The sequence below is a fragment of the Nonomuraea muscovyensis genome (assembly GCF_014207745.1).
Classification (GTDB): Bacteria; Actinomycetota; Actinomycetes; order Streptosporangiales; family Streptosporangiaceae; genus Nonomuraea; species Nonomuraea muscovyensis.
On sequence record NZ_JACHJB010000001.1, the window covers coordinates 2,359,555 to 2,377,224 of the forward strand.

Consider the following 17,670-nt stretch of genomic DNA (forward strand, 5'->3'; position numbering starts at 1 on the left):
GAGGTGCGCACGCGCGGCCGGCCAACCGCCGACTGGACCGGCCGGCGGACGGAGCCCGGACCGGTCAACGGCCCGGGCTCTACGTCGTGCGCGCCGTCTCCGGCTCGGCGCCGCGGCGACAACGCAAAGGTTACCGCAAGGCCGCCACAGCACGCGGTCACGCGATCACGTTCCGTGTCACCGCTGATCATGAGATAGTCCAGGCATGTGGCTCACCTGGCGTGCCGCGATGGAACGCGCGCTCTACGGCGAGGACGGCTTCTACCTGCGCGAACGCCCCTCCGGTCACTTCCGCACCTCGGTCAGCGCCACGCCCGCGTTCGCCGAGGCGGTCCTCGCGCTGCTCATGGAGGTCGACGCCGAGCTGGGCGGGCCGCCGACGCTCGACCTGGTCGACATCGGCGCCGGCGAGGGCCTGCTGGCGGGCCACGTGCTGGAGGCCGCCGGTCCGAAACTGCGCGAACGGCTGCGCATCACGGCCGTCGAGCTGTCCCCCCGGCCCGCCGGGCTGCCGGAGCCGATCGCCTGGAGCGCCACCGTCCCGGCCGCGATCCACGGGCTGGCCATCGCGAACGAGTGGCTGGACAACGTCCCGCTCGACGTGGCCGAGCAGACACCTGACGGGCCACGCCTGGTCATGGTGCACACCCGCACGGGCGAGGAGCGGCTGGGCGGCCCGCTGGAGCCGGCCGACCGCGCGTGGCTCGACCGATGGTGGCCGCCGGTCGCCCTGGGGGCGCGCGTCGAGCTGGGCGGGCCCAGGGACGCCGCCTGGGCGTCGGTCGTGACCCGGCTCGACCGGGGCCGGGCGATCGCCATCGATTATGCACACCCTGTGGATAACCGGCCGCCTCATGGCACGCTCACCGGATACCGTGACGGCTCGGTCGTGACGCCCATACCGGACGGCACCTGCGACATCACCGCGCATGTGGCGCTCGACGCCTGCGCCGCGGCCGGCGAGCGGGCCGGCGCGATATCCACAACCTTGTCCACACAGCGGGCCGCGCTGCGCGCCCTGGGCGTCACCGGCCACCGCCCGCCGCTGGAGCTGGCGCGAGAGGATCCGCGCGGATATCTGCGGGCGCTGGCACGCGCTTCGGAGGAGGGCGAGCTGATCGATCCGAACGGGCTGGGCGGCTTCGGCTGGCTCGCCCAGACCCGCTGATTCCCGCTAGGCGACCGCGAGGTCCAGCGAGTGAAGACCGCGGATGACGTAGCCGGGCTTCCACTCCGGCTCGCGCAGCAGCTCCAGCCGGTCGGCCCGGTCGAGCAGCGCCCCGAACGACTCGATCAGCTCGATGCGGGCCAGCGGCGCGCCGAGGCAGAAGTGGATGCCCGCCCCGAACGAGATGTGCGGGTTGTCGGCGCGCCCCACGTCGAGCCGGTCGGGGTCGGCGAACACCTCGGGGTCGCGGTTGGCCGAGCCGAACAGCAGCGCCACCTCGCTCCCGCGCGGGATCCGGGTGCCGTGCACCTCGATGTCCTCCAGCACCCACCGCTCGAACATCTGCAGCGGGGTGTCCCACCGCATCAGCTCCTCGACCGCCGTGGGCAGCAGGCTCCGATCCTCGCGCAGCCGGGTCAGCTCGGCGGGGTTGCGGAACAGCGACCACCAGCCGTTGCCGGTCACGTTCACGGTGGCCTCGTGGCCCGCGTTCAGCAGCAGCACGCAGGTGCCGACCAGCTCGTCCTCGGTCAGCTCGTCGATCTGCGCCAGGGCGGAGATCAGGTCCTCGCCGGGGCGTGACGCCCGCTCGCGGGCCAGGCCCCTGAGGTAACCGGCGAACTCGTCGGCCGCCCGGACCGCCGTGTGCTGCGCCTCCGGCGACGGGTTGAGCTCGTACATGCCGCAGATGTCCGCCGACCAGGGGCGCAGCAGCGGACGGTCGGCCTCGGGCACGCCGAGCATGTCGGCGATCACCGTCACCGGCAACGGCTCGGCCACCTCGGCGATCAGGTCGCCGCCGCCCTTCTCCACGAACGTGTCGACCAGGCCGGCGGCGATGGCGCGGACCCGAGGCCGCAGTGACTCGACCATGCGCGGGGTGAACGCCCGGGAGACCAGGCGGCGCAACCGGGTGTGGACCGGCGGCTCGACATCGAGCATGCCGGCCCTGACCACCCGCCAGAACGGCTCCTGGAACTCCGGCTCCGGCTCCCGCCCGAACTCCTCGTGGGTGGCCGTGTGAAGGTAGGCCCGGCCCAGCCGGCGATCCCTGAGCAGGGCGTTGACGTCGGCGTACCGGGAGATCAGCCACTGCCCGGTCGGCTCGAAGTAGCTGACGGGCGCGTCGCGCCTCAGCTCGGCGTAGGCGTCGTAGGGGTGGGCGACGAAATCCGGATTCCAGGGGTCAAAGCGCACACCTGCATCTTACGGAGTGGTCTCCCGCTGCTTGGTGTGCCGGCTGCGCATCCGGATGTTGAGCATCTCGACGATGACCGAGAACGCCATCGCGAAGTAGATGTAGCCCTTGGGGATGTGCTGGTCGAGCCCCTCGGCGATGAGGACCACGCCGATGAGCACGAGGAACGCCAGGGCCAGCATCTTGATGCTCGGGTGCCGGTCCACGAACCTGCTGATCGGCCCGGAGGCGACCAGCATCACGAGGACCGCCGCGACCACGGCCGCGATCATCACGCCCAGCTCGTCCACCATGCCGACCGCGGTGATCACCGAGTCGAGGGAGAAGACCACGTCCAGGATCATGATCTGGACGATGACCGAGGTGAAGGAGGTGGCGGCCCTCTTCTTGCCGTCGCCCTCCTTCAGCTCCATGCTGTGCCCGATCTCGGTCACGCTCTTGGCGAGCAGGAAGAGCCCGCCCAGCAGGAGGATCAGGTCGCGCCCCGAGATCTCCTCGCCGAACACCTCGAACAACGGCTCCGTCAGCCGCACCACCCACGACAGCGCCAGCAGCAGGAGCAACCGCGAGATCAACGCGGCTCCGAGCCCCAGTACCCGCGCTCTGTCGCGCTGCTCGGGCGGCAGCTTGCCCGCCAGGATGGAGATGAAGATGATGTTGTCGATGCCCAGGACGATCTCCAGGGCGACGAGCGTGAAGAACCCTATCCAGATCTGCGGGTCGCTCACCCAGTCCAACATGTCCTTACCTCCAAGGTTCTCGGGGGATGTACCCGGAGGCAACGGTTGAAGCGTCCCGAGAGTTCGCGGTTGCGAATCACGGGTGAGTGTCGGTTATAGTGCAGCTCGTAGGTCATGAGTGCCAGCGCCAAGCCCCGGCTCGCTGGCCGGCAACCCTCGCGTCCGCGGCGGGGTGCCCCGGGTGAGGACCTGGTCCGTCACGAGGTGTGGCGGGCAAGCGCGGGCTCCATGGCTGCTTCCGGGGGCCCGATGGCCCCGTAGGAGGTATCGCCGTGTCCACTCTGACGATCTTCAACTCCGTGCCGGCCCAGGCCGCCGCGTCCCACGACCCCCGCCCTGACGCGCCGCGGCCGATCCCGGCCGTGCTGGGCGCCGACCTGGAGGTACCGGTCAAGGGCGGCCGGCTGGTCGGGTACGCCAACCTCGACTACGCCGCGAGCGCCCCCTGTCTGGAGCCGGTCAGCGCCGCCGTCGCCGCCGCGCTCCCGGCATACTCCAGCGTGCACCGCGGCGCGGGGTACGCCTCCCAGCTCACCACCGCCCGCTACGAGCAGGCCCGCCACACCGTGCGGGCGTTCGCGGGCGCCCGTCCCGACGACGCCGTGGTCTTCACGCGCAACACCACCGACGCCACCAACCTGCTCGCCCGCTGCCTGCCCGAGGGCACCACCGTCGTGGTGTTCGACAGCGAGCACCACGCCTCCCTGCTGCCCTGGGAGCGGTCCGTACGCCTGGCGCCGCCCGCCTTCCCCGGCGAGGCGGTGCGCGCGGCCGACGAGGCGCTGGCGGCCGTCGACGGGCCCAAGCTGCTCGTGGTCACCGCCGCCTCCAACGTCACCGGCGAGCTGTGGCCGATCGCGGCGCTGGCGCACATCGCGCACCGCCACGGCGCCCGCGTCCTGGTCGACGCCGCCCAACTCGTTCCGCACCGGCCGCTCAACCTGACCGCCCTCGACCTCGACTACGTGGCCTTCTCCGGGCACAAGCTGTACGCGCCGTTCGGCGCCGGGGTGCTGGTCGGTCGGCGCGACTGGCTGGCGGCCGGCGAGCCGTACCTCAAGGGGGGCGGCGCGGTCCGCTCGGTGGGGACCGCCGACGAGGGGCCGGCCGGCGTCGACTGGTACGACGACCCGGAGCCGCGGCACGAGGCGGGCACGCCGAACGTGCTGGGCGCCATCGCCATCGCCGCCGCCTGCGACGCGCTGACCGCCACCGGGTGGGACACGCTGGTGTGCGAGGAGGAGCGGCTCATCGCGCGGCTGCGCGCCGGGCTGGCCGCGATCGCCGGGGTGCGGGAACTGTCGCTGTGGGGGCCGGACCACCCGCGCGTGGGCATCGTCTCGTTCACCGTGGACGGCTACTCCGCGCGGGAGGTCGCCGAGGCGCTGTCCGGCGAGTACGGGATCGGGGTGCGCGACGGGAAGTTCTGCGCGCACCCGTTCCTCCGGCACCTGCTGGGCGAGTCCGGCGGCGGCTGCGAGGACGGCACGGCCTCGGCGGTGCGGGCGTCGATCGGCATCGGCACCACCGAGGAGCACGTGGACCGGCTGGTCGCGGCCGTGCGCGACCTCGCCTCCCGCGCGTAGCCCCGGGTCAGCGGTTGGGTGGCCTGCGCTTGGTGGGGTCGTCGGTGAACATCGAGTCGATGTCGCTCATGTCCTCGCGGGTCATGTCACCCCGCGGGGCGGTGCCCTGCGGGGCGGTGCCCTGCGGCGGCACGCCGCCGGGCCCGCTCGCCGGGATGCCCTCCCTGTCCAGGCGGCGCCGCTCCCTCTTGCGTGACCAGGCCCCGTGGATGATCCCGTCGATCCCGAACCGGCCACCGCCCGCTCCTATGAGCATGAGGCAGAGCGCGGCCAGCCCGGCGGCGAACTCCCAGCCCCCATCGCTGACGAACATGCCGTTCGGAGCGTGGACGAAGGCGATGGCGCCGAGCCCCACGACGAACCAGGCGAGCGCCGCGAGCCGTACCAGGAAGCCGATGATCAGCAGGATGCCGCCGATCACCTCGGCGGCGATCGTGAACGCGGCGGCGACCTCGGGCAGCGGCACTCCGGTCTGGGTGAACTGCTGCGTCGTGGCTCCCAGGCCGCTCTGCCACTTCTGCCAGCCGTGCGCCACGAGGATCACGCCGAGCGTCACGCGCGCGATGAGCGCGGTGACGTCGAACACAAACCTCTTCATGGTGGTTTCTCCCCCCGTTTCCTGCTATATGTCCCCCCGTCGGAATCCGGGATGCGCGTCCATACCGTTCCTTGACCCTCCCCGGCGTCCGCCCCTGCGTCCGCCCCTGCGCTGGCCCGCCCCGGCGGCCGGTGGCAGCATGGCCTTATGACGGAACGCGTGGTCGGCATCGGCGTGGGAGCCAAGGAGCTGGCGACCGAGGACATGATCCTCAACATCGGCCCGCAGCACCCGTCGACGCACGGCGTGCTCCGGCTCCGCCTCACCCTCGACGGCGAGCGCATCACGGCCGCCGAGCCGATCATCGGCTACATGCACCGGGGCGCCGAGAAGCTGTTCGAGGTCCGCGACTACCGCCAGATCATCATGCTGGCCAACCGGCACGACTGGCTGTCCGGCTTCGCCAACGAGCTGGGCGTGGTGATCGCCGCCGAGCGCATGCTCGGCATGGAGCCACCGGTCCGCGCCGTCTGGGCGCGAACACTGCTGGCCGAGCTCAACCGGGTGCTCAGCCACCTGATGTTCCTCGGCTCCTATCCGCTGGAGCTGGGCGCGATCACCCCGGTCTTCTACGCCTTCACCGAGCGCGAACGCATCCAGGCCGTCATGGAGGAGATCTCCGGCGGGCGCATGCACTACATGTTCAACCGGGTCGGCGGGCTGAAGGAGGATCTGCCGTACGGGTGGCTCGACCGGGTGTCGCAGGCGGTCGCCGAGACCCGCCGCCGCGTCCCCGACATCGAGGACCTCATCCTGCACAACGAGATCTTCGTCGCCCGCACCAAGGGCGTCGGCGTCCTCCACCGCGAGCAGATCATGCAGTACGGCGTGAGCGGCCCCATCGCCCGCGCCTCCGGGGTCGACGTCGACCTGCGCCGCGACGAGCCGTACCTCGCCTACCCCGAGCTGCCCGTGAAGGTCGTCACCCGCGGCGCCGGCGACTGCCACGCCCGCTTCGAGGTGCTGCTCGAACAGCTCAAGGTCTCCCTCGACCTGGCCGACGCGTGCGTCGACCGGCTCCGCTCGCTGCCGCCCGGGCCGATCAACCAGCGCCTGCCCAAGGTGCTGAAGGTGCCCGAGGGCCACACCTACGCCTGGACCGAGAACCCGCTCGGCATCAACGGCTACTACCTCGTCTCCAAGGGCGACAAGACGCCGTGGCGGCTCAAGCTCCGCTCCGCCTCGTTCGGCAACATCCAGGTGCTGCGCGAGATGCTGCCCGGTCAACTCGTGGCCGACATGGTGGCCATCCTGGGCTCGATGTTCTTCGTCGTGGGCGACATCGACAAGTGACCACCCGAGAGGAGCCCTCCGCCCCCGCCGTGGTCCCGCGCGACAGGTACGTCGACTGGCTGCGCGCGCTCAGCCTCATCGTCGTCGTGGTCTGGCACTGGGCGTTCACGATCCTGGAATGGGGACCCACCGGGCCGGAGCCGACCAGCCCGCTCGGCTTCACCTCGGGGCTGTGGATCCTCACCTGGCTGCTGCAGGTGCTGCCGCTCTTCTTCTACGTCGGCGGGCACGTGCACCTGCTGTCCTGGCGCCGGGCCGGGGCGAGCGGGGTCGGCATCGGGGCGTTCGTCTGGCGGCGCATCCGGGCGCTGGCCGTGCCCGCGCTCGTCCTGTCAGGCGCGTGGGTCGCCGTCGGCGCGGTCGTGACGCGGGCGTTCGAGGTCGAGTGGATGTGGCGGGTGGTGCTGCTCGTGCTCAGCCCGCTGTGGTTCCTCGGCGTCTACATCGTGCTCGTCGCGCTGCTACCGGTGGCGCTGTGGCTGCACCGCCGCTACGACGTGCTGGCCCTCGTCTGGCTCGGCGGCGCCGCGCTGGTGGTGGACGTGGTGCGGTTCCGGTACGGCGTCGGCTGGGTCGGCTGGCTGAACATGGTCGTCGTCTGGGGCCTCGCCCACCAGGCCGGGTTCTTCTACGAGCGGATCGTGGCGCTCCCCCGGCGCTACGACTTCGGGGTGCTGTGGACGGGGCTGTTCGCCCTGTTCGGGCTGGTGTACTCAGGCATCTACCCCGGGTCCATGGTGGGGGTGCCCGGCGACAAGTGGTCGAACATGGCGCCGCCGACGTTCGTCATCGTCGCTCTGCTGATCTTCCAGATCGGGATCGTCGAGGTGCTGCGGCCGGCGATGGAGCGCCTTCTCGACAAGCCCGGCTGGCGGCGCGTCAACGAGACGATCAACCGGTTCGCGCTGCCGCTCTACCTCTTCCACACCACCGGGATGGCGATCGCGCTCGGGATCTCGTGGTGGCTGTTCGGCTCGCTCGGCCAGAAGGTTCCGCCCGACCTGTGGTGGTGGCTGGAGCGCCCCATCGCCGTCCTGGGCCCCCTGATCTGCACCCTCCCGGTCATCTACCTCTTCGGCCACCGCCGCCGGCGCGCCGAACAACTGCCAGACAAACGTTGAACGGGCTACTACCTTGCCAGCATGGCGAACATCGGCTTCCGGGCCACGTCCGAGGACGAGAAGATCATCAAAGCCGCCATGGAGAAGGGCGAGCGGACCAGCGATGTGATCCGCCGTGCCCTTCGCCTGCTGGAGCGGGAGGTCTGGCTCAAGCAGGCACGCGCCGACGCGCAGCGACTGGCGGCCGAAGACCTTTCGAACGAAGCGGACGCCTGGTGATACGCGGCGCCGTCTACCGGGTGGACCTCGGCGACGCCGGGCGGGGGCATGAGCAGCGCGGGCGACGCCTCGGCCTGGTGCTGAGCCCGACCGACATGTCGTGGAGTGTCGCCACGATCGTCCCCGGCTCCACCAGCGCGCAGCCCTCGGCCTTCCGGCCTGAGGTGGAGTTCGGCGGGCGACGGACGCGTTTTCTGGTCGACCAGACGCGCACCTCGACGCCTCGTTCGTCCACGGGGAACCGATCCACTACCTGCGACGGGACGAGATGGCCGAGGTCGAGCACGCCGTCGTGCTCTATCTCGGTCTCTGATCCTCCGGGTCCTTCGGGATGCGGCAGGAGTTCTCCAGGAACAGGGCCGCGCCGACGAGCGCCACGAACGCCAGGAACGAACCCGTCGCGACGAAGAACTCCGTGCGCGGCGTCTCGCGCGTGAACAACTGCACCGTGTGCAGGGCGAACCCCGCGAAGATGCCGCCGAACGCCGCCCCCGCGTAGGCAGACGCCTTCGCCAGGGCCGCCAGGCGGGCCACCGCCAGCGGCTCGACCGGCTTGGTGCCGGGCCTGCGGTCGATGCGGGCCTTGGTCATCCACCCGCTGTAGGCCTCGCCGATCGCCAGCAGCAGCGCCGTCGGGATGGCCGTCCACGGCATGACGGGCAGCGCCGAGTAGAACTGCCTGACCAGGACGAACGTGACGAGCGTCACGACCACGACGATCCCGACGAGCACGCCGGGACGGGTGGCCCTCAATCCGGCCTCTGCAGCTTGAGGTCGTCGCGCAGCCGCACGCCGCCCTGGTCGAGGCCCGCCAGCAGCTCGCTGATCGGGCCGTGGCCGGGCAGCCGGCCTTCGGGGTCGGCCTCGACCCAGGGCACCAGCACGAAGGCCCGCTCGTGCGCCCGCGGGTGGGGCAGCGTCAGGTCGGGGTCGTCGGAGACCACGTCACCCACCATGATCAGATCGACGTCGAGCGTACGCGGCCCCCAGCGCTCCAGGCGCTCGCGCCCGTAGGCGTTCTCGACGCTCTGCGCCCGCTCCAGCAGGGCGCGGGGCGGCAGGCTGGTTTCGACGATCACGATGGCGTTGAGGTAGGGCCGCTGGCCGCCGGGGCCGCCCACCGGCTCGGTCTCGTAGACCGGTGACACCGCCACGAACTCCAGACCGGGCGCGTCGAAGAGCGTGTCGATGGCTCCCTGCAGCGTGTCGAAACGCCGGCCGAGATTGCTGCCGAGGGACAGGACGCATTTCATGGGCGGCTCCGCTCGATCGTGACGATCACATCGTCGAACCGCAGAGGAATGGGAGCGGCCGGCTTGTGCACGCTCACCTCGGCCGACAGCACCCTCTCGTGGGCCAGGCACACGTCGGCCAGCCGCTGCGCGAGCGTCTCGACCAACTGGACGGGCTCGCCCTCCACGACCTTGACCAGCGCCTCGGCCAGCTCGCCGTAGTGGACGGTCTTGGTCAGGTCGTCGGACGCCGCTGCGGGAGCCGTGTCGAGGAACAGCGTGGCGTCCACCACGAACTCCTGCCCCAGCTCGCGCTCGGCAGGCAGCACACCGTGCCGGCCCCGGGCCCGCAACCCCTTCAGCGCGATGCGGTCAGTGCTCAAGCTCGCCGTCCTCCTCCTCCTCGTCGTCGTCGCCCTGCAGCACCGGGGAGCCGTGGTGCATCCACAATCGCCAGCCCTGCGCCGTGCGGACGTAGACGTTACTGGCCACGACCTTGCCGGCGGCGAAGCTCGCCTCGCCCTCCTCGCCGGCGGTCAGGATGTTCTCGACGCAGGTGAGAACCGCCACGTCGCCGAGCACCGTCGTGTTGACGTCGGTCAGCACGAACTGGATGTAGGTGGTGTTGGCCATGATGAGCGCCCAGGAGCGCAGCACCTCGGACCGGCCGGCCAGCAACGTCCACCCCGGGTGGACGCAGGTGACCCGCTCCTCGTCGGTGTCCTCGGCCCAGATCTCCGTCATCCGGTCGAGGTCGCCGGCCTCGATCGCGGTGTAGAAGTCCTGGTTGACCGTCTCGATGGCGGCAGTGTCGACGCTCATGTATCGGCTCCGGCTCTCTTCCATGCGGCGGCCACGCGGACGGCGTCGGCATTGGGGCCGACCTGGTGAACCCGGACGCACCACGCGCCGGCCCGCGCGGCCAGCGCGGTGACCGCCACCGTGGCGTCGTCGGACTCGCTGAACGGACGGGGGGCGCCGTCGGCGCCGGCCAGCAGCCGCCCCAGGAACCTCTTGCGCGAGGCCCCGATGAGCAACGGATAGCCCAGCTCGGCCAGCTGTGGCATGCCGGCCAGCAGCGCCCAGTTGTGCTCGGCGTTCTTGGCGAAGCCCAGGCCGGGGTCGAGCACGATCTGCTCCTCCGCCACGCCCTCGGCCAGCACGAGATCGACCCGCTTGGCCAGCTCCTCACACACCTCGGTCACCACGTCGGAGTAGACCGCGCGGCTGGCCATGTCGTGGCTGTGGCCCCGCCAGTGCATCACCACGTAGGGGACTCCGGTGGCGGCGACCACGCGCGGCATCTCGGGGTCGGCCAGGCCGCCGCTCACGTCGTTGACCAGCCTCGCCCCGGCCTCGACGGCCGCCCCGGCGACCTCGGCGCGCATCGTGTCGACGCTGACCGCCACACCCTCCGCGCTGAGCGCCCGGATCACCGGCACCACGCGGGCGAGCTCCTCCTCGCGCGACACCCTGGCGGCACCCGGCCGGGTGGACTCACCGCCCACGTCGACGAGATCGGCGCCCTGCTCGACCAACTCGAGGCCATGCTCGATGGCGGCCCGCTCGTCGAACCACAGGCCGCCGTCGGAGAACGAGTCGGGCGTCACGTTGACCACGCCCATGACGAGGCACCGCTCCTCGGCTGACAGACCCGGCACGCTAGTCATGGGCCAAGCCTAGGCGCTTGCCCATACCTGTTGATGTCATGGGTCCCCCATTGTGGATAACGAATCCCGCGCGACCGCTCTTGCCGCCGTTCCTCTCCTCTTGGGCGCCTTTTTACGCCCCTTCCGGCAAGCCCATCCCTACCCACGGACACGCCGAAGTCGCCGACGGGGCGGCGGTCGGGGCCGATGCCGGGCGCTCTGCTTGCGGACCCCCGACCGGCCCCGAGCCTCGCGCGGAACCCGGGCCCACGGCCGTCGCACGGCCGGCGACGCGAGAGCCCGGAGCGCGGGAGCCCGGCGCATGGGAGCCCGACACACGGCAGCACGAGGTGCGGAAGCGGCCGAGGCCCGACGTGCGGGAGCCCGACCGTCCGACGTGCGGGAGCCCGACCGTCCGACGTGCGGGAGTCCGACCGTCCGACGTGCGGGGGACGATGTGCAGGGGGACGACGTCCGAGAGGGACGATCGAGGCTTGCGAAGGACCCACGTCCGAGGGACCGATGTCCGAGGGGACGGTCGAGGCCCGGGGTGCGGGAGCCCGAGGCGCCAGAGCCCGGGGGGCGGGCCAGTAGGACGTGGCCGGGCCCTTCCGGAGACCCTCACGGCCCCTCGTGGCCATCCCAGGGCCGTGAGTCAGGAATGGGAAGGCACGGCCCAGGGTGCGGCGTGACGGCGGCCGGCCATCATCCGGTCAGCGGGCGTCCTCCTGGAGGCCCTCAGCCACGTGCGGCGGGTGGCGGCCCAGTCGGCCGTGCCGTAAAAACAGGATGGCCTTGGAACGCCGTGCAGTTAAAGATCGCCTTGCAACGCCGTGCCGTGAAGGATCGCCTTGGGACGCCGTGCCGTGAAGGATGGCCGGATGGCCGCGCGGGATGGAGGCGGTCAGAGGCGGCCGAGGATGAGGGCCATCGCCTCGGAGCGGGTCTTGTCGCTGGTGCGGAAGTCGCCGCGGACGGCCGAGGTGACGGTCTTGGCGCCCGGCTTGCGCACGCCGCGCATCGTCATGCACAGGTGCTCGCACTCCACCACCACGATCGCCCCGCGCGGCTCCAGGACGCGCATCAGCGCGTCGGCGATCTGCGACGTCATCCGCTCCTGCACCTGCGGGCGCCGGGCGAACACGTCGACCAGGCGGGCCAGCTTGGACAGGCCGGTCACCTGGCCGCGGTCGTTGGGGATGTAGCCCACGTGGGCGAAGCCGTGGAACGGGACGAGGTGGTGCTCGCAGGTCGAGTAGACCTCGATGTCCTTGACGAGCACCATCTCGTCGTGGTCGACGTCGAAGACCTTGGTGAGTACGTCTTCGGGCGTCTGGCCGAGGCCGGAGAACTGCTCGGCGTAGGCCCGGGCGACCCGGGCCGGGGTGTCGAGCAGGCCGTCACGGTCGGGGTCCTCGCCGATGGCGTAGAGGATCTCGCGGACGGCCTTCTCGATCCGGCCCAGGTCTACGTCGTGCTGTGTCACGCTTTTTCCTCGTGCTGCTTCACGCACCGTCTCCGGACGACAGCGCACCCTGCTGGCCCGTGGTGAGCGAGCCGTTGGCCGACTGCTTCTCCTTCGGGGTCAGGATGGGCGGCCGGTCGGAGGGCAGGCGCTTGCCGTAACCCGCGTAGGACGGGCGGTGCTCCTTGACCACGACCGGGGCGAAGATCTGGAGCACCTGCTCGCGGGAGAGGGTCTCCTTCTCCATGAGCTCCAGCACGAGGTTGTCGAGCACGTCGCGGTACTGGACCAGGATGTCCCACGCCTGGTCGTGCGCCGTCTCGATCATGCGGCGGACCTCCTCGTCGATCGTGGAGGCGATCTTCTCGGAGTAGTCGCGCTCGTGGCCCATCTCGCGGCCCAGGAAGACCTCGGCCTGGCCGGTGCCGAACTTGCGGGCGCCGAGCTGCTCGCTCATGCCGTATTCGGTCACCATGCGGCGGGCGACGGCCGTGGCCTTCTCGATGTCGTTGGAGGCGCCGGTGGTGGGCTCGTGGAAGACGAGCTCCTCCGCCGCGCGGCCGCCGAGCAGCATCGCGAGCTGGTCCATCATCTCCGACCTGGTGGCCAGGAACTTGTCTTCCATCGGCAGCGTCATCGTGTAGCCGAGGGCGCGGCCGCGGGACAGGATCGTGATCTTGTGGACCGGGTCGGAGTTGGGCAGCGCGTGCGCCACCAGTGCGTGACCGCCCTCGTGGTAGGCGATCATCTTCTTTTCCTTGTCGGACATGACCCGCGACTTGCGCTCGGGCCCTGCCATGACGCGGTCGATCGCCTCTTCGAGGACTTCCATCGTGATCAGCTTCTGGTCGGCGCGCGCGGTGAGCAGCGCGGCCTCGTTGACCACGTTGGCCAGGTCGGCGCCGGTGAAGCCGGGCGTGCGCCGCGCGATGACGTCGAGGTCGACGTCGGGCGCGAACGGCTTACCACGGCCGTGGACCCGCAGGATGCCCTTGCGGCCCTCCAGGTCGGGACGGTCGACGGTGACCTGCCGGTCGAAGCGGCCGGGACGCAGCAGCGCCGGGTCGAGGATGTCGGGCCGGTTGGTCGCGGCGATGAGGATCACGCCGCCCTTGACGTCGAAGCCGTCCATCTCGACGAGCAGCTGGTTGAGCGTCTGCTCGCGCTCGTCGTGACCGCCGCCCAGGCCGGCGCCGCGGTGGCGGCCGACGGCGTCGATCTCGTCGATGAAGATGATCGCCGGGGCGTTGGCCTTGGCCTGCTCGAACAGGTCGCGCACCCGGGAGGCGCCGACGCCGACGAACATCTCGACGAAGTCGGAACCGGAGATCGAGTAGAACGGCACCCCGGCCTCACCCGCGACCGCGCGGGCCAGCAGGGTCTTGCCGGTGCCGGGCGGGCCGTAGAGCAGCACACCCTTGGGGATCTTGGCGCCGATCGCCTGGAACTTGGCCGGCGCCTGCAGGAACTCCTTGATCTCCTGGAGCTCCTCGATGGCCTCGTCGGCCCCCGCGACGTCGGCGAAGGTGGTCTTGGGAGTGTCCTTGGTGATCAGCTTGGCCTTCGACTTGCCGAAGCTCATCACCCGCGAGCCGCCACCCTGCATCTGGTTCATGATGAACAGGAAGATCAGCACGATGATGACGAACGGCAGGAAACTCACCAGGAGGCTGACCAGGAAGTTCTCCGTGGGGACCTCGATGGTGAAGCTCTTGGTCTTCTTCGCGTCGACCTGCGCCTGCAGCTCGTCGGTCAGCTTGGTGCCGTAGCCGGTGACCCAGTCGGCCTGGATGGTCTTGGTGGGGGTGTCACCCGCCCGGACCGGGATCGCGTTGTAGAGCGAGAGCTCGATCCGCTGATCCTTGTCGATAATCTTCGCATTGCTGACGTTACCGGCACGAATCTGCTGGAGAACCGTGGACGTGTCGGCCTGCTTGTAAGTGCCCCCGCCGCTCCAGAGCTGAGTGACGAGCAGGAGCAGCACGACGATGCCCAGGATCCACAGCAGTGGCCCACGTGTAAATCGCTTGAGATCCATCCGATGCGGAACCCCTTGCGGGCCCGTCCCTTCCTGACCATGGCCTTGAACCCCGGTGCGGCCCGGGGCCGCGGCATCCGGCGCCGCGACTTCTGACTACCCGAAGAGGACGCGGGGTCACCCCTCAGAAGTCAGAAGGTACACCGGCACAGCGCTCGGAGGGACCGCGCGCCAAACCGGTCTTGCCCTACCAACGTACGTCAGGTTGCACGGTGTTCCCGGCCCCTGTCGAGATTGCTACTTATAGACGTGGGGCGCCAGGGTCCCGATGAAAGGCAAGTTGCGGAAGCGCTCGGCGTAGTCGAGGCCATATCCGATGACGAACTCGTTGGGAATGTCGAATCCGACGTACTTCACCTCGATCGGCACCTTGACCGCGTCGGGCTTGCGCAGCGCGGTGCAGATCTCCAGCGAGGCGGGGTTGCGGGACTTGAGGTTCTCCAGCAGCCAGTGGAGGGTCAGGCCGGAGTCGATGATGTCCTCGACGATCAGCACGTGGCGACCCATGATGTCGGTGTCGAGGTCCTTCAGCACCCGCACGACGCCGGACGACCGGGTGCCGGCGCCGTAGGACGAAACGGCCATCCAGTCCATCTGGACGGGCACGCGCAGCGCCCTGGCCAGGTCGGCCATCACCATGACGGCGCCCTTCAGCACGCCCACGAGCAGCACGTCCTTGCCCGCGTAGTCCTCGTCGATCCGCCCGGCGAGCTCTCTGATCCTGGCCTGGAGCTCGTCCTCTGGAATGAGGACCTTCTCGAGGTCCTTGCCCATGTCGGCAGCGTCCACGTGTGGTTCCTTACGGGATGGGACTGATGGCGACTATCAGGGTGCCATACCGCCTCACGGCGACCAGACCCCCGGGCAGATCAACGGCCTTCTGGCCGCGCCAGTGCGTGATCAGCCGGTCGACAGCCCGTACATGGGTCTCCGACAACGCGCCCGACGGGGTCCCCGCCGCGATCGCCGCCCGCCGCAGCACCCGCCGCCGCACGGCGTCGGGAAGGTCCCGCAGCCCTTCTACGGCCAGCGTCACCGAGCCCGCGATATCGCTAAGAGCGCAATCCTGGTACGCCCTGTCGGCCCACGCGTCGAGGGCGTCGGCGTCGTCCCGCGCCAGCCGCGCGGTCCTCGCGAGCGCCTCGGCCACTCCCGGCCCGAGCTCCGCCTCCAGGACGGGCAGCACTCTGGTGCGGACGCGGACCCGGGTGTAGCGGGGGTCGGCGTTGTGCGGGTCGTCCCACGGCACGAGCCCCAGCGCGCGGCAGGCCGCCACCGTGGTCGCCCTGGGGATCTCCAGGAACGGCCTGCGATAGCGACCGGTCACGGCCGCCATGCCGGACAGCGACCTGGGCCCGCTGCCCCTGGCCAGCCCGAGCAGGACGGTCTCGGCCTGGTCGTCCCTGGTGTGCCCGAGCAGCACGGCCGCCGCGCCGAGCCGGTCGGCCGCCTTTGACAGCGCTCCGTAACGGGCGTCCCTGGCCGCCGCCTCAGGGCCGCCCTCCCGTCCCACCTCGACGGTGAGGACCTCGGCGGGCTGGAGCCCCAGGGTTTCGGCCAGCCCGGCCACCTGCTCGGCCCGCCCGGCCGATCCGGGCTGGAGCTGGTGGTCCACGGTCAGCAGGCCGCCCCTCAACCGGGCCCGGGGTGCCACGAACGCCAGAGCGGCCGCCAGGGCCAGCGAGTCGGCGCCGCCACTGCACGCGGCCAGCACCAGCCCGCCCTCGGGGACGTCGGCCATCGCCTCACGCACGGCCCTGCGAACGTCGGCTACGGCTGGATGCGGACCCACGGGCCCCATTGTCCACCGGCTCCCGACCCGCCGACGCGTCGGACATGCCGGGCGCCCGGACACCTCCGGCGGCTCGGGCCCGCCGATCAGGTCTGGTCGGCGGGGCGCGGGCCGGCAGGAGGCGGGTCGGCCGGGGAGGGGTCGGTGGGGGCGGAGTCAGCGGCGCCGGAGCCGATGACCGTGGAGTCAGTGGCAGTGGAGTCGGTGGAGCCGGATCCGGTGGGACTACCGGCGGCGGGAGTGTCGGCGGCGGGCAGGGCGGAAGAGCCGATGACGCGGCGGATCCAGGCGTCGGGGTCGGAGATCTCCGCGATCGTCGGGAGGGTCTCCGGTGAGGTCCAGACCTGGTTGAAGCCGTCCATCCCGGCCTTGCCCACCACCGTGCGCACGAAGGCGGACCCCTCGGCGTACTGCTTCATCTTCAGCTCGATGCCGAGCAGGCGGCGGACGGTGCGGTCGAGGCGGGAGCCGCTCTCGCGGCGTGCGGCGAACTTGGCGCGGATGTCGGCCACCGAGGGCACCACCGAGGGCCCGACGGCGTCCATGACGTAGTCGCCGTGGCCTTCCACGAGGGTCATCACGGCCGTCAGCCGGTCGAGGATCGCCTTCTGGGCGGGCGTCTGGATGGCGTCGATGAGGTTGCCGTCGCCCCCGCGCACCACCTCGGCCACCGTGTCGGCGGCGCTGCGCAGCCGTTCGAGGAGGGTGGTGAGGTCGAGGTCGGAGGCCAGCAGGAACTCGGTCATCTGCGAGCGGATGTACTCGCGCAGCCACGGCACCCCGGTGAACTGCACCCGGTGGGTCTCCTCGTGGAGGCACACCCAGAGGCGGAAGTCGTGCGGGTCGACGTTCATCTCGCGCTCGGCGTGGACGATGTTGGGCGCGACGAGGGTCAGGCGGCCCGTCGGCTCGCGGCCGGCCGGGTCGGGCGGCAGGAACAGCTCGTACTGGCCCAGCACCCGTGAGGCGAGGAAGGCCAGGACGGCACCGACCTCGACGCCGGTGATGCGGGACCCCACGGCGGCCACGATGGGCGGAGGAGGGTTCGCACCGTCGCCGACCCGCTGGGTCAGCGGCTCCAGCACGACGCGGAACCCCTCGACGTTGGCCCTGATCCAGCCCGGCCGGTCGACGATGGTCGCGGGCTGCGGAGCGGCCTCGGCGTGAATCTTGGTGAACTCGCGCACATGCCCCTCGGCCTCGCGGGACAGCGTGCGGAGCTCGGTGACGGCCTGTCTGGCCTCCTCCCGGCTCACCTGAGGACCGGAGCGCACCAGGCGCGTGCCGGTCGTGACGGCCAGATCCCAGTCGATCACCTGCATACCGTCCACCGTACGTGCTCAGCCTGCGCCCCGCGAAGGAGCGCCGGTGTCTGGACTGAGGAGGGAGGGAGCGAAGCGACCGAACGACGAGGGAAGACGCCGGATCCAGCGACTGAGCCGCGATCCGCAGGATCGCCATGAGCCCGCGAAGGAGCGCCGGTGTCTGGACTGAGGAGGGAGGGAGCGAAGCGACCGAACGACGAGGGAAGACGCCGGATCCAGCGACTGAGCCGCGATCCGCAGGGTCGC

The 17,670-nt window shown here is 70.8% G+C and carries 18 protein-coding genes, 1 pseudogene and 1 riboswitch; of the genes and pseudogenes, 6 read left to right on the forward strand and 13 right to left on the reverse strand.

Annotation, left to right across the window (positions count from 1 at the left end):
* Positions 1-205: 205 nt before the first annotated feature.
* On the forward strand, positions 206-1,168 hold the full coding sequence (locus FHU36_RS11105; RefSeq protein ID WP_185083637.1) for an SAM-dependent methyltransferase: 963 nt from the start codon (positions 206-208) through the stop codon (positions 1,166-1,168).
* Positions 1,169-1,174: 6 nt separating this feature from the next.
* On the opposite strand, the gene FHU36_RS11110 is transcribed toward FHU36_RS11105, so the two are convergent.
* Both FHU36_RS11110 and FHU36_RS11115 read right to left on the reverse strand, forming a co-directional pair.
* Positions 1,175-2,365 (reverse strand): cytochrome P450, encoded by a 1,191-nt coding sequence (locus tag FHU36_RS11110; RefSeq protein WP_185083638.1) that lies wholly within the window; start codon positions 2,363-2,365, stop codon positions 1,175-1,177.
* A gap of 9 nt (positions 2,366-2,374) precedes the next feature.
* Complete coding sequence (locus FHU36_RS11115) at positions 2,375-3,106, reverse strand: TerC family protein (RefSeq protein ID WP_185083639.1); 732 nt, start codon at positions 3,104-3,106, stop codon at positions 2,375-2,377.
* A 110-nt stretch (positions 3,107-3,216) separates the two neighbouring features.
* Positions 3,217-3,332, forward strand: a riboswitch (SAM riboswitch).
* A 46-nt stretch (positions 3,333-3,378) separates the two neighbouring features.
* Here FHU36_RS11115 and FHU36_RS11120 point away from each other — a divergent pair.
* On the forward strand, positions 3,379-4,692 hold the full coding sequence (locus FHU36_RS11120) for an aminotransferase class V-fold PLP-dependent enzyme (RefSeq protein WP_185083640.1): 1,314 nt from the start codon (positions 3,379-3,381) through the stop codon (positions 4,690-4,692).
* Between the two features lie 7 nt (positions 4,693-4,699).
* On the opposite strand, the gene FHU36_RS11125 is transcribed toward FHU36_RS11120, so the two are convergent.
* A complete protein-coding gene (locus FHU36_RS11125; protein ID WP_185083641.1) occupies positions 4,700-5,290 on the reverse strand; it encodes a DoxX family protein in 591 nt (196 codons plus the stop codon).
* A gap of 147 nt (positions 5,291-5,437) precedes the next feature.
* On the opposite strand from FHU36_RS11125, the gene FHU36_RS11130 reads away from it, so the two are divergent.
* From FHU36_RS11130 to FHU36_RS45540, 4 genes and pseudogenes are all read left to right on the forward strand, one after another.
* A complete protein-coding gene (locus FHU36_RS11130; RefSeq protein WP_185083642.1) occupies positions 5,438-6,583 on the forward strand; it encodes an NADH-quinone oxidoreductase subunit D in 1,146 nt (381 codons plus the stop codon).
* The gene (locus FHU36_RS11135) at positions 6,580-7,704 is read left to right on the forward strand and encodes an acyltransferase family protein (protein ID WP_221495832.1); all 1,125 of its coding nucleotides are present in this window, start codon (positions 6,580-6,582) and stop codon (positions 7,702-7,704) included. Before FHU36_RS11130 ends, FHU36_RS11135 begins: the two co-directional genes overlap by 4 nt.
* Positions 7,705-7,725: 21 nt before the next feature.
* Positions 7,726-7,923 carry a hypothetical protein gene (locus FHU36_RS11140; protein WP_185083643.1) on the forward strand — a complete coding sequence of 66 codons (198 nt, stop codon included), beginning with the start codon at positions 7,726-7,728 and terminating at the stop codon, positions 7,921-7,923.
* Positions 7,924-7,943: 20 nt separating this feature from the next.
* Positions 7,944-8,078 (forward strand): annotated as a pseudogene (locus FHU36_RS45540) (type II toxin-antitoxin system PemK/MazF family toxin); the annotation flags it as partial.
* Between the two features lie 142 nt (positions 8,079-8,220).
* Here the strand turns inward: FHU36_RS45540 and FHU36_RS11150 are convergent.
* The 10 genes from FHU36_RS11150 to FHU36_RS11195 all read right to left on the reverse strand — a co-directional run bounded on the left by FHU36_RS11150 (position 8,221) and on the right by FHU36_RS11195 (position 17,421).
* On the reverse strand, positions 8,221-8,655 hold the full coding sequence (locus FHU36_RS11150; RefSeq protein WP_312891635.1) for a DUF3180 domain-containing protein: 435 nt from the start codon (positions 8,653-8,655) through the stop codon (positions 8,221-8,223).
* A 17-nt stretch (positions 8,656-8,672) separates the two neighbouring features.
* Complete coding sequence (gene folK, locus FHU36_RS11155) at positions 8,673-9,176, reverse strand: 2-amino-4-hydroxy-6-hydroxymethyldihydropteridine diphosphokinase (protein ID WP_185083645.1); 504 nt, start codon at positions 9,174-9,176, stop codon at positions 8,673-8,675.
* The gene (gene folB, locus FHU36_RS11160) at positions 9,173-9,538 is read right to left on the reverse strand and encodes a dihydroneopterin aldolase (protein WP_185083646.1); all 366 of its coding nucleotides are present in this window, start codon (positions 9,536-9,538) and stop codon (positions 9,173-9,175) included. The genes folK and folB overlap by 4 nt, the downstream gene beginning before the upstream one ends.
* Complete coding sequence (locus tag FHU36_RS11165; RefSeq protein WP_185083647.1) at positions 9,528-9,977, reverse strand: nuclear transport factor 2 family protein; 450 nt, start codon at positions 9,975-9,977, stop codon at positions 9,528-9,530. Before FHU36_RS11165 ends, folB begins: the two co-directional genes overlap by 11 nt.
* Positions 9,974-10,825 carry a dihydropteroate synthase gene (gene folP, locus FHU36_RS11170; protein WP_246502021.1) on the reverse strand — a complete coding sequence of 284 codons (852 nt, stop codon included), beginning with the start codon at positions 10,823-10,825 and terminating at the stop codon, positions 9,974-9,976. Before folP ends, FHU36_RS11165 begins: the two co-directional genes overlap by 4 nt.
* A gap of 883 nt (positions 10,826-11,708) precedes the next feature.
* Positions 11,709-12,290, reverse strand: coding sequence for a GTP cyclohydrolase I FolE (folE, locus tag FHU36_RS11175; protein WP_185083648.1), 582 nt, complete (start codon positions 12,288-12,290; stop codon positions 11,709-11,711).
* A 19-nt stretch (positions 12,291-12,309) separates the two neighbouring features.
* Positions 12,310-14,307, reverse strand: coding sequence for an ATP-dependent zinc metalloprotease FtsH (ftsH, locus tag FHU36_RS11180; RefSeq protein ID WP_185083649.1), 1,998 nt, complete (start codon positions 14,305-14,307; stop codon positions 12,310-12,312).
* A 237-nt stretch (positions 14,308-14,544) separates the two neighbouring features.
* Positions 14,545-15,096 (reverse strand): hypoxanthine phosphoribosyltransferase, encoded by a 552-nt coding sequence (gene hpt, locus FHU36_RS11185; protein ID WP_185083650.1) that lies wholly within the window; start codon positions 15,094-15,096, stop codon positions 14,545-14,547.
* A 10-nt stretch (positions 15,097-15,106) separates the two neighbouring features.
* A complete protein-coding gene (tilS, locus tag FHU36_RS11190) occupies positions 15,107-16,108 on the reverse strand; it encodes a tRNA lysidine(34) synthetase TilS (RefSeq protein WP_185083651.1) in 1,002 nt (333 codons plus the stop codon).
* Between the two features lie 77 nt (positions 16,109-16,185).
* Positions 16,186-17,421 (reverse strand): Rv3626c family coenzyme F420 biosynthesis-associated protein, encoded by a 1,236-nt coding sequence (locus tag FHU36_RS11195; protein ID WP_185083652.1) that lies wholly within the window; start codon positions 17,419-17,421, stop codon positions 16,186-16,188.
* Positions 17,422-17,670 lie beyond the last annotated feature (249 nt).

Coding starts and splice junctions, on each gene's coding strand:
- FHU36_RS11105 (WP_185083637.1), top strand. CDS start 206: ATGTGGCTCACCTGGCGTGCCGCGATGGAACGCGCGCTCTACGGCGAG.
- FHU36_RS11115 (WP_185083639.1), bottom strand. CDS start 3,106: ATGTTGGACTGGGTGAGCGACCCGCAGATCTGGATAGGGTTCTTCACG.
- FHU36_RS11125 (WP_185083641.1), bottom strand. CDS start 5,290: ATGAAGAGGTTTGTGTTCGACGTCACCGCGCTCATCGCGCGCGTGACG.
- FHU36_RS11130 (WP_185083642.1), top strand. CDS start 5,438: ATGACGGAACGCGTGGTCGGCATCGGCGTGGGAGCCAAGGAGCTGGCG.
- FHU36_RS11140 (WP_185083643.1), top strand. CDS start 7,726: ATGGCGAACATCGGCTTCCGGGCCACGTCCGAGGACGAGAAGATCATC.
- folK (WP_185083645.1), bottom strand. CDS start 9,176: ATGAAATGCGTCCTGTCCCTCGGCAGCAATCTCGGCCGGCGTTTCGAC.
- FHU36_RS11165 (WP_185083647.1), bottom strand. CDS start 9,977: ATGAGCGTCGACACTGCCGCCATCGAGACGGTCAACCAGGACTTCTAC.
- folP (WP_246502021.1), bottom strand. CDS start 10,825: ATGACTAGCGTGCCGGGTCTGTCAGCCGAGGAGCGGTGCCTCGTCATG.
- ftsH (WP_185083649.1), bottom strand. CDS start 14,307: ATGGATCTCAAGCGATTTACACGTGGGCCACTGCTGTGGATCCTGGGC.
- tilS (WP_185083651.1), bottom strand. CDS start 16,108: ATGGGGCCCGTGGGTCCGCATCCAGCCGTAGCCGACGTTCGCAGGGCC.
- FHU36_RS11195 (WP_185083652.1), bottom strand. CDS start 17,421: ATGCAGGTGATCGACTGGGATCTGGCCGTCACGACCGGCACGCGCCTG.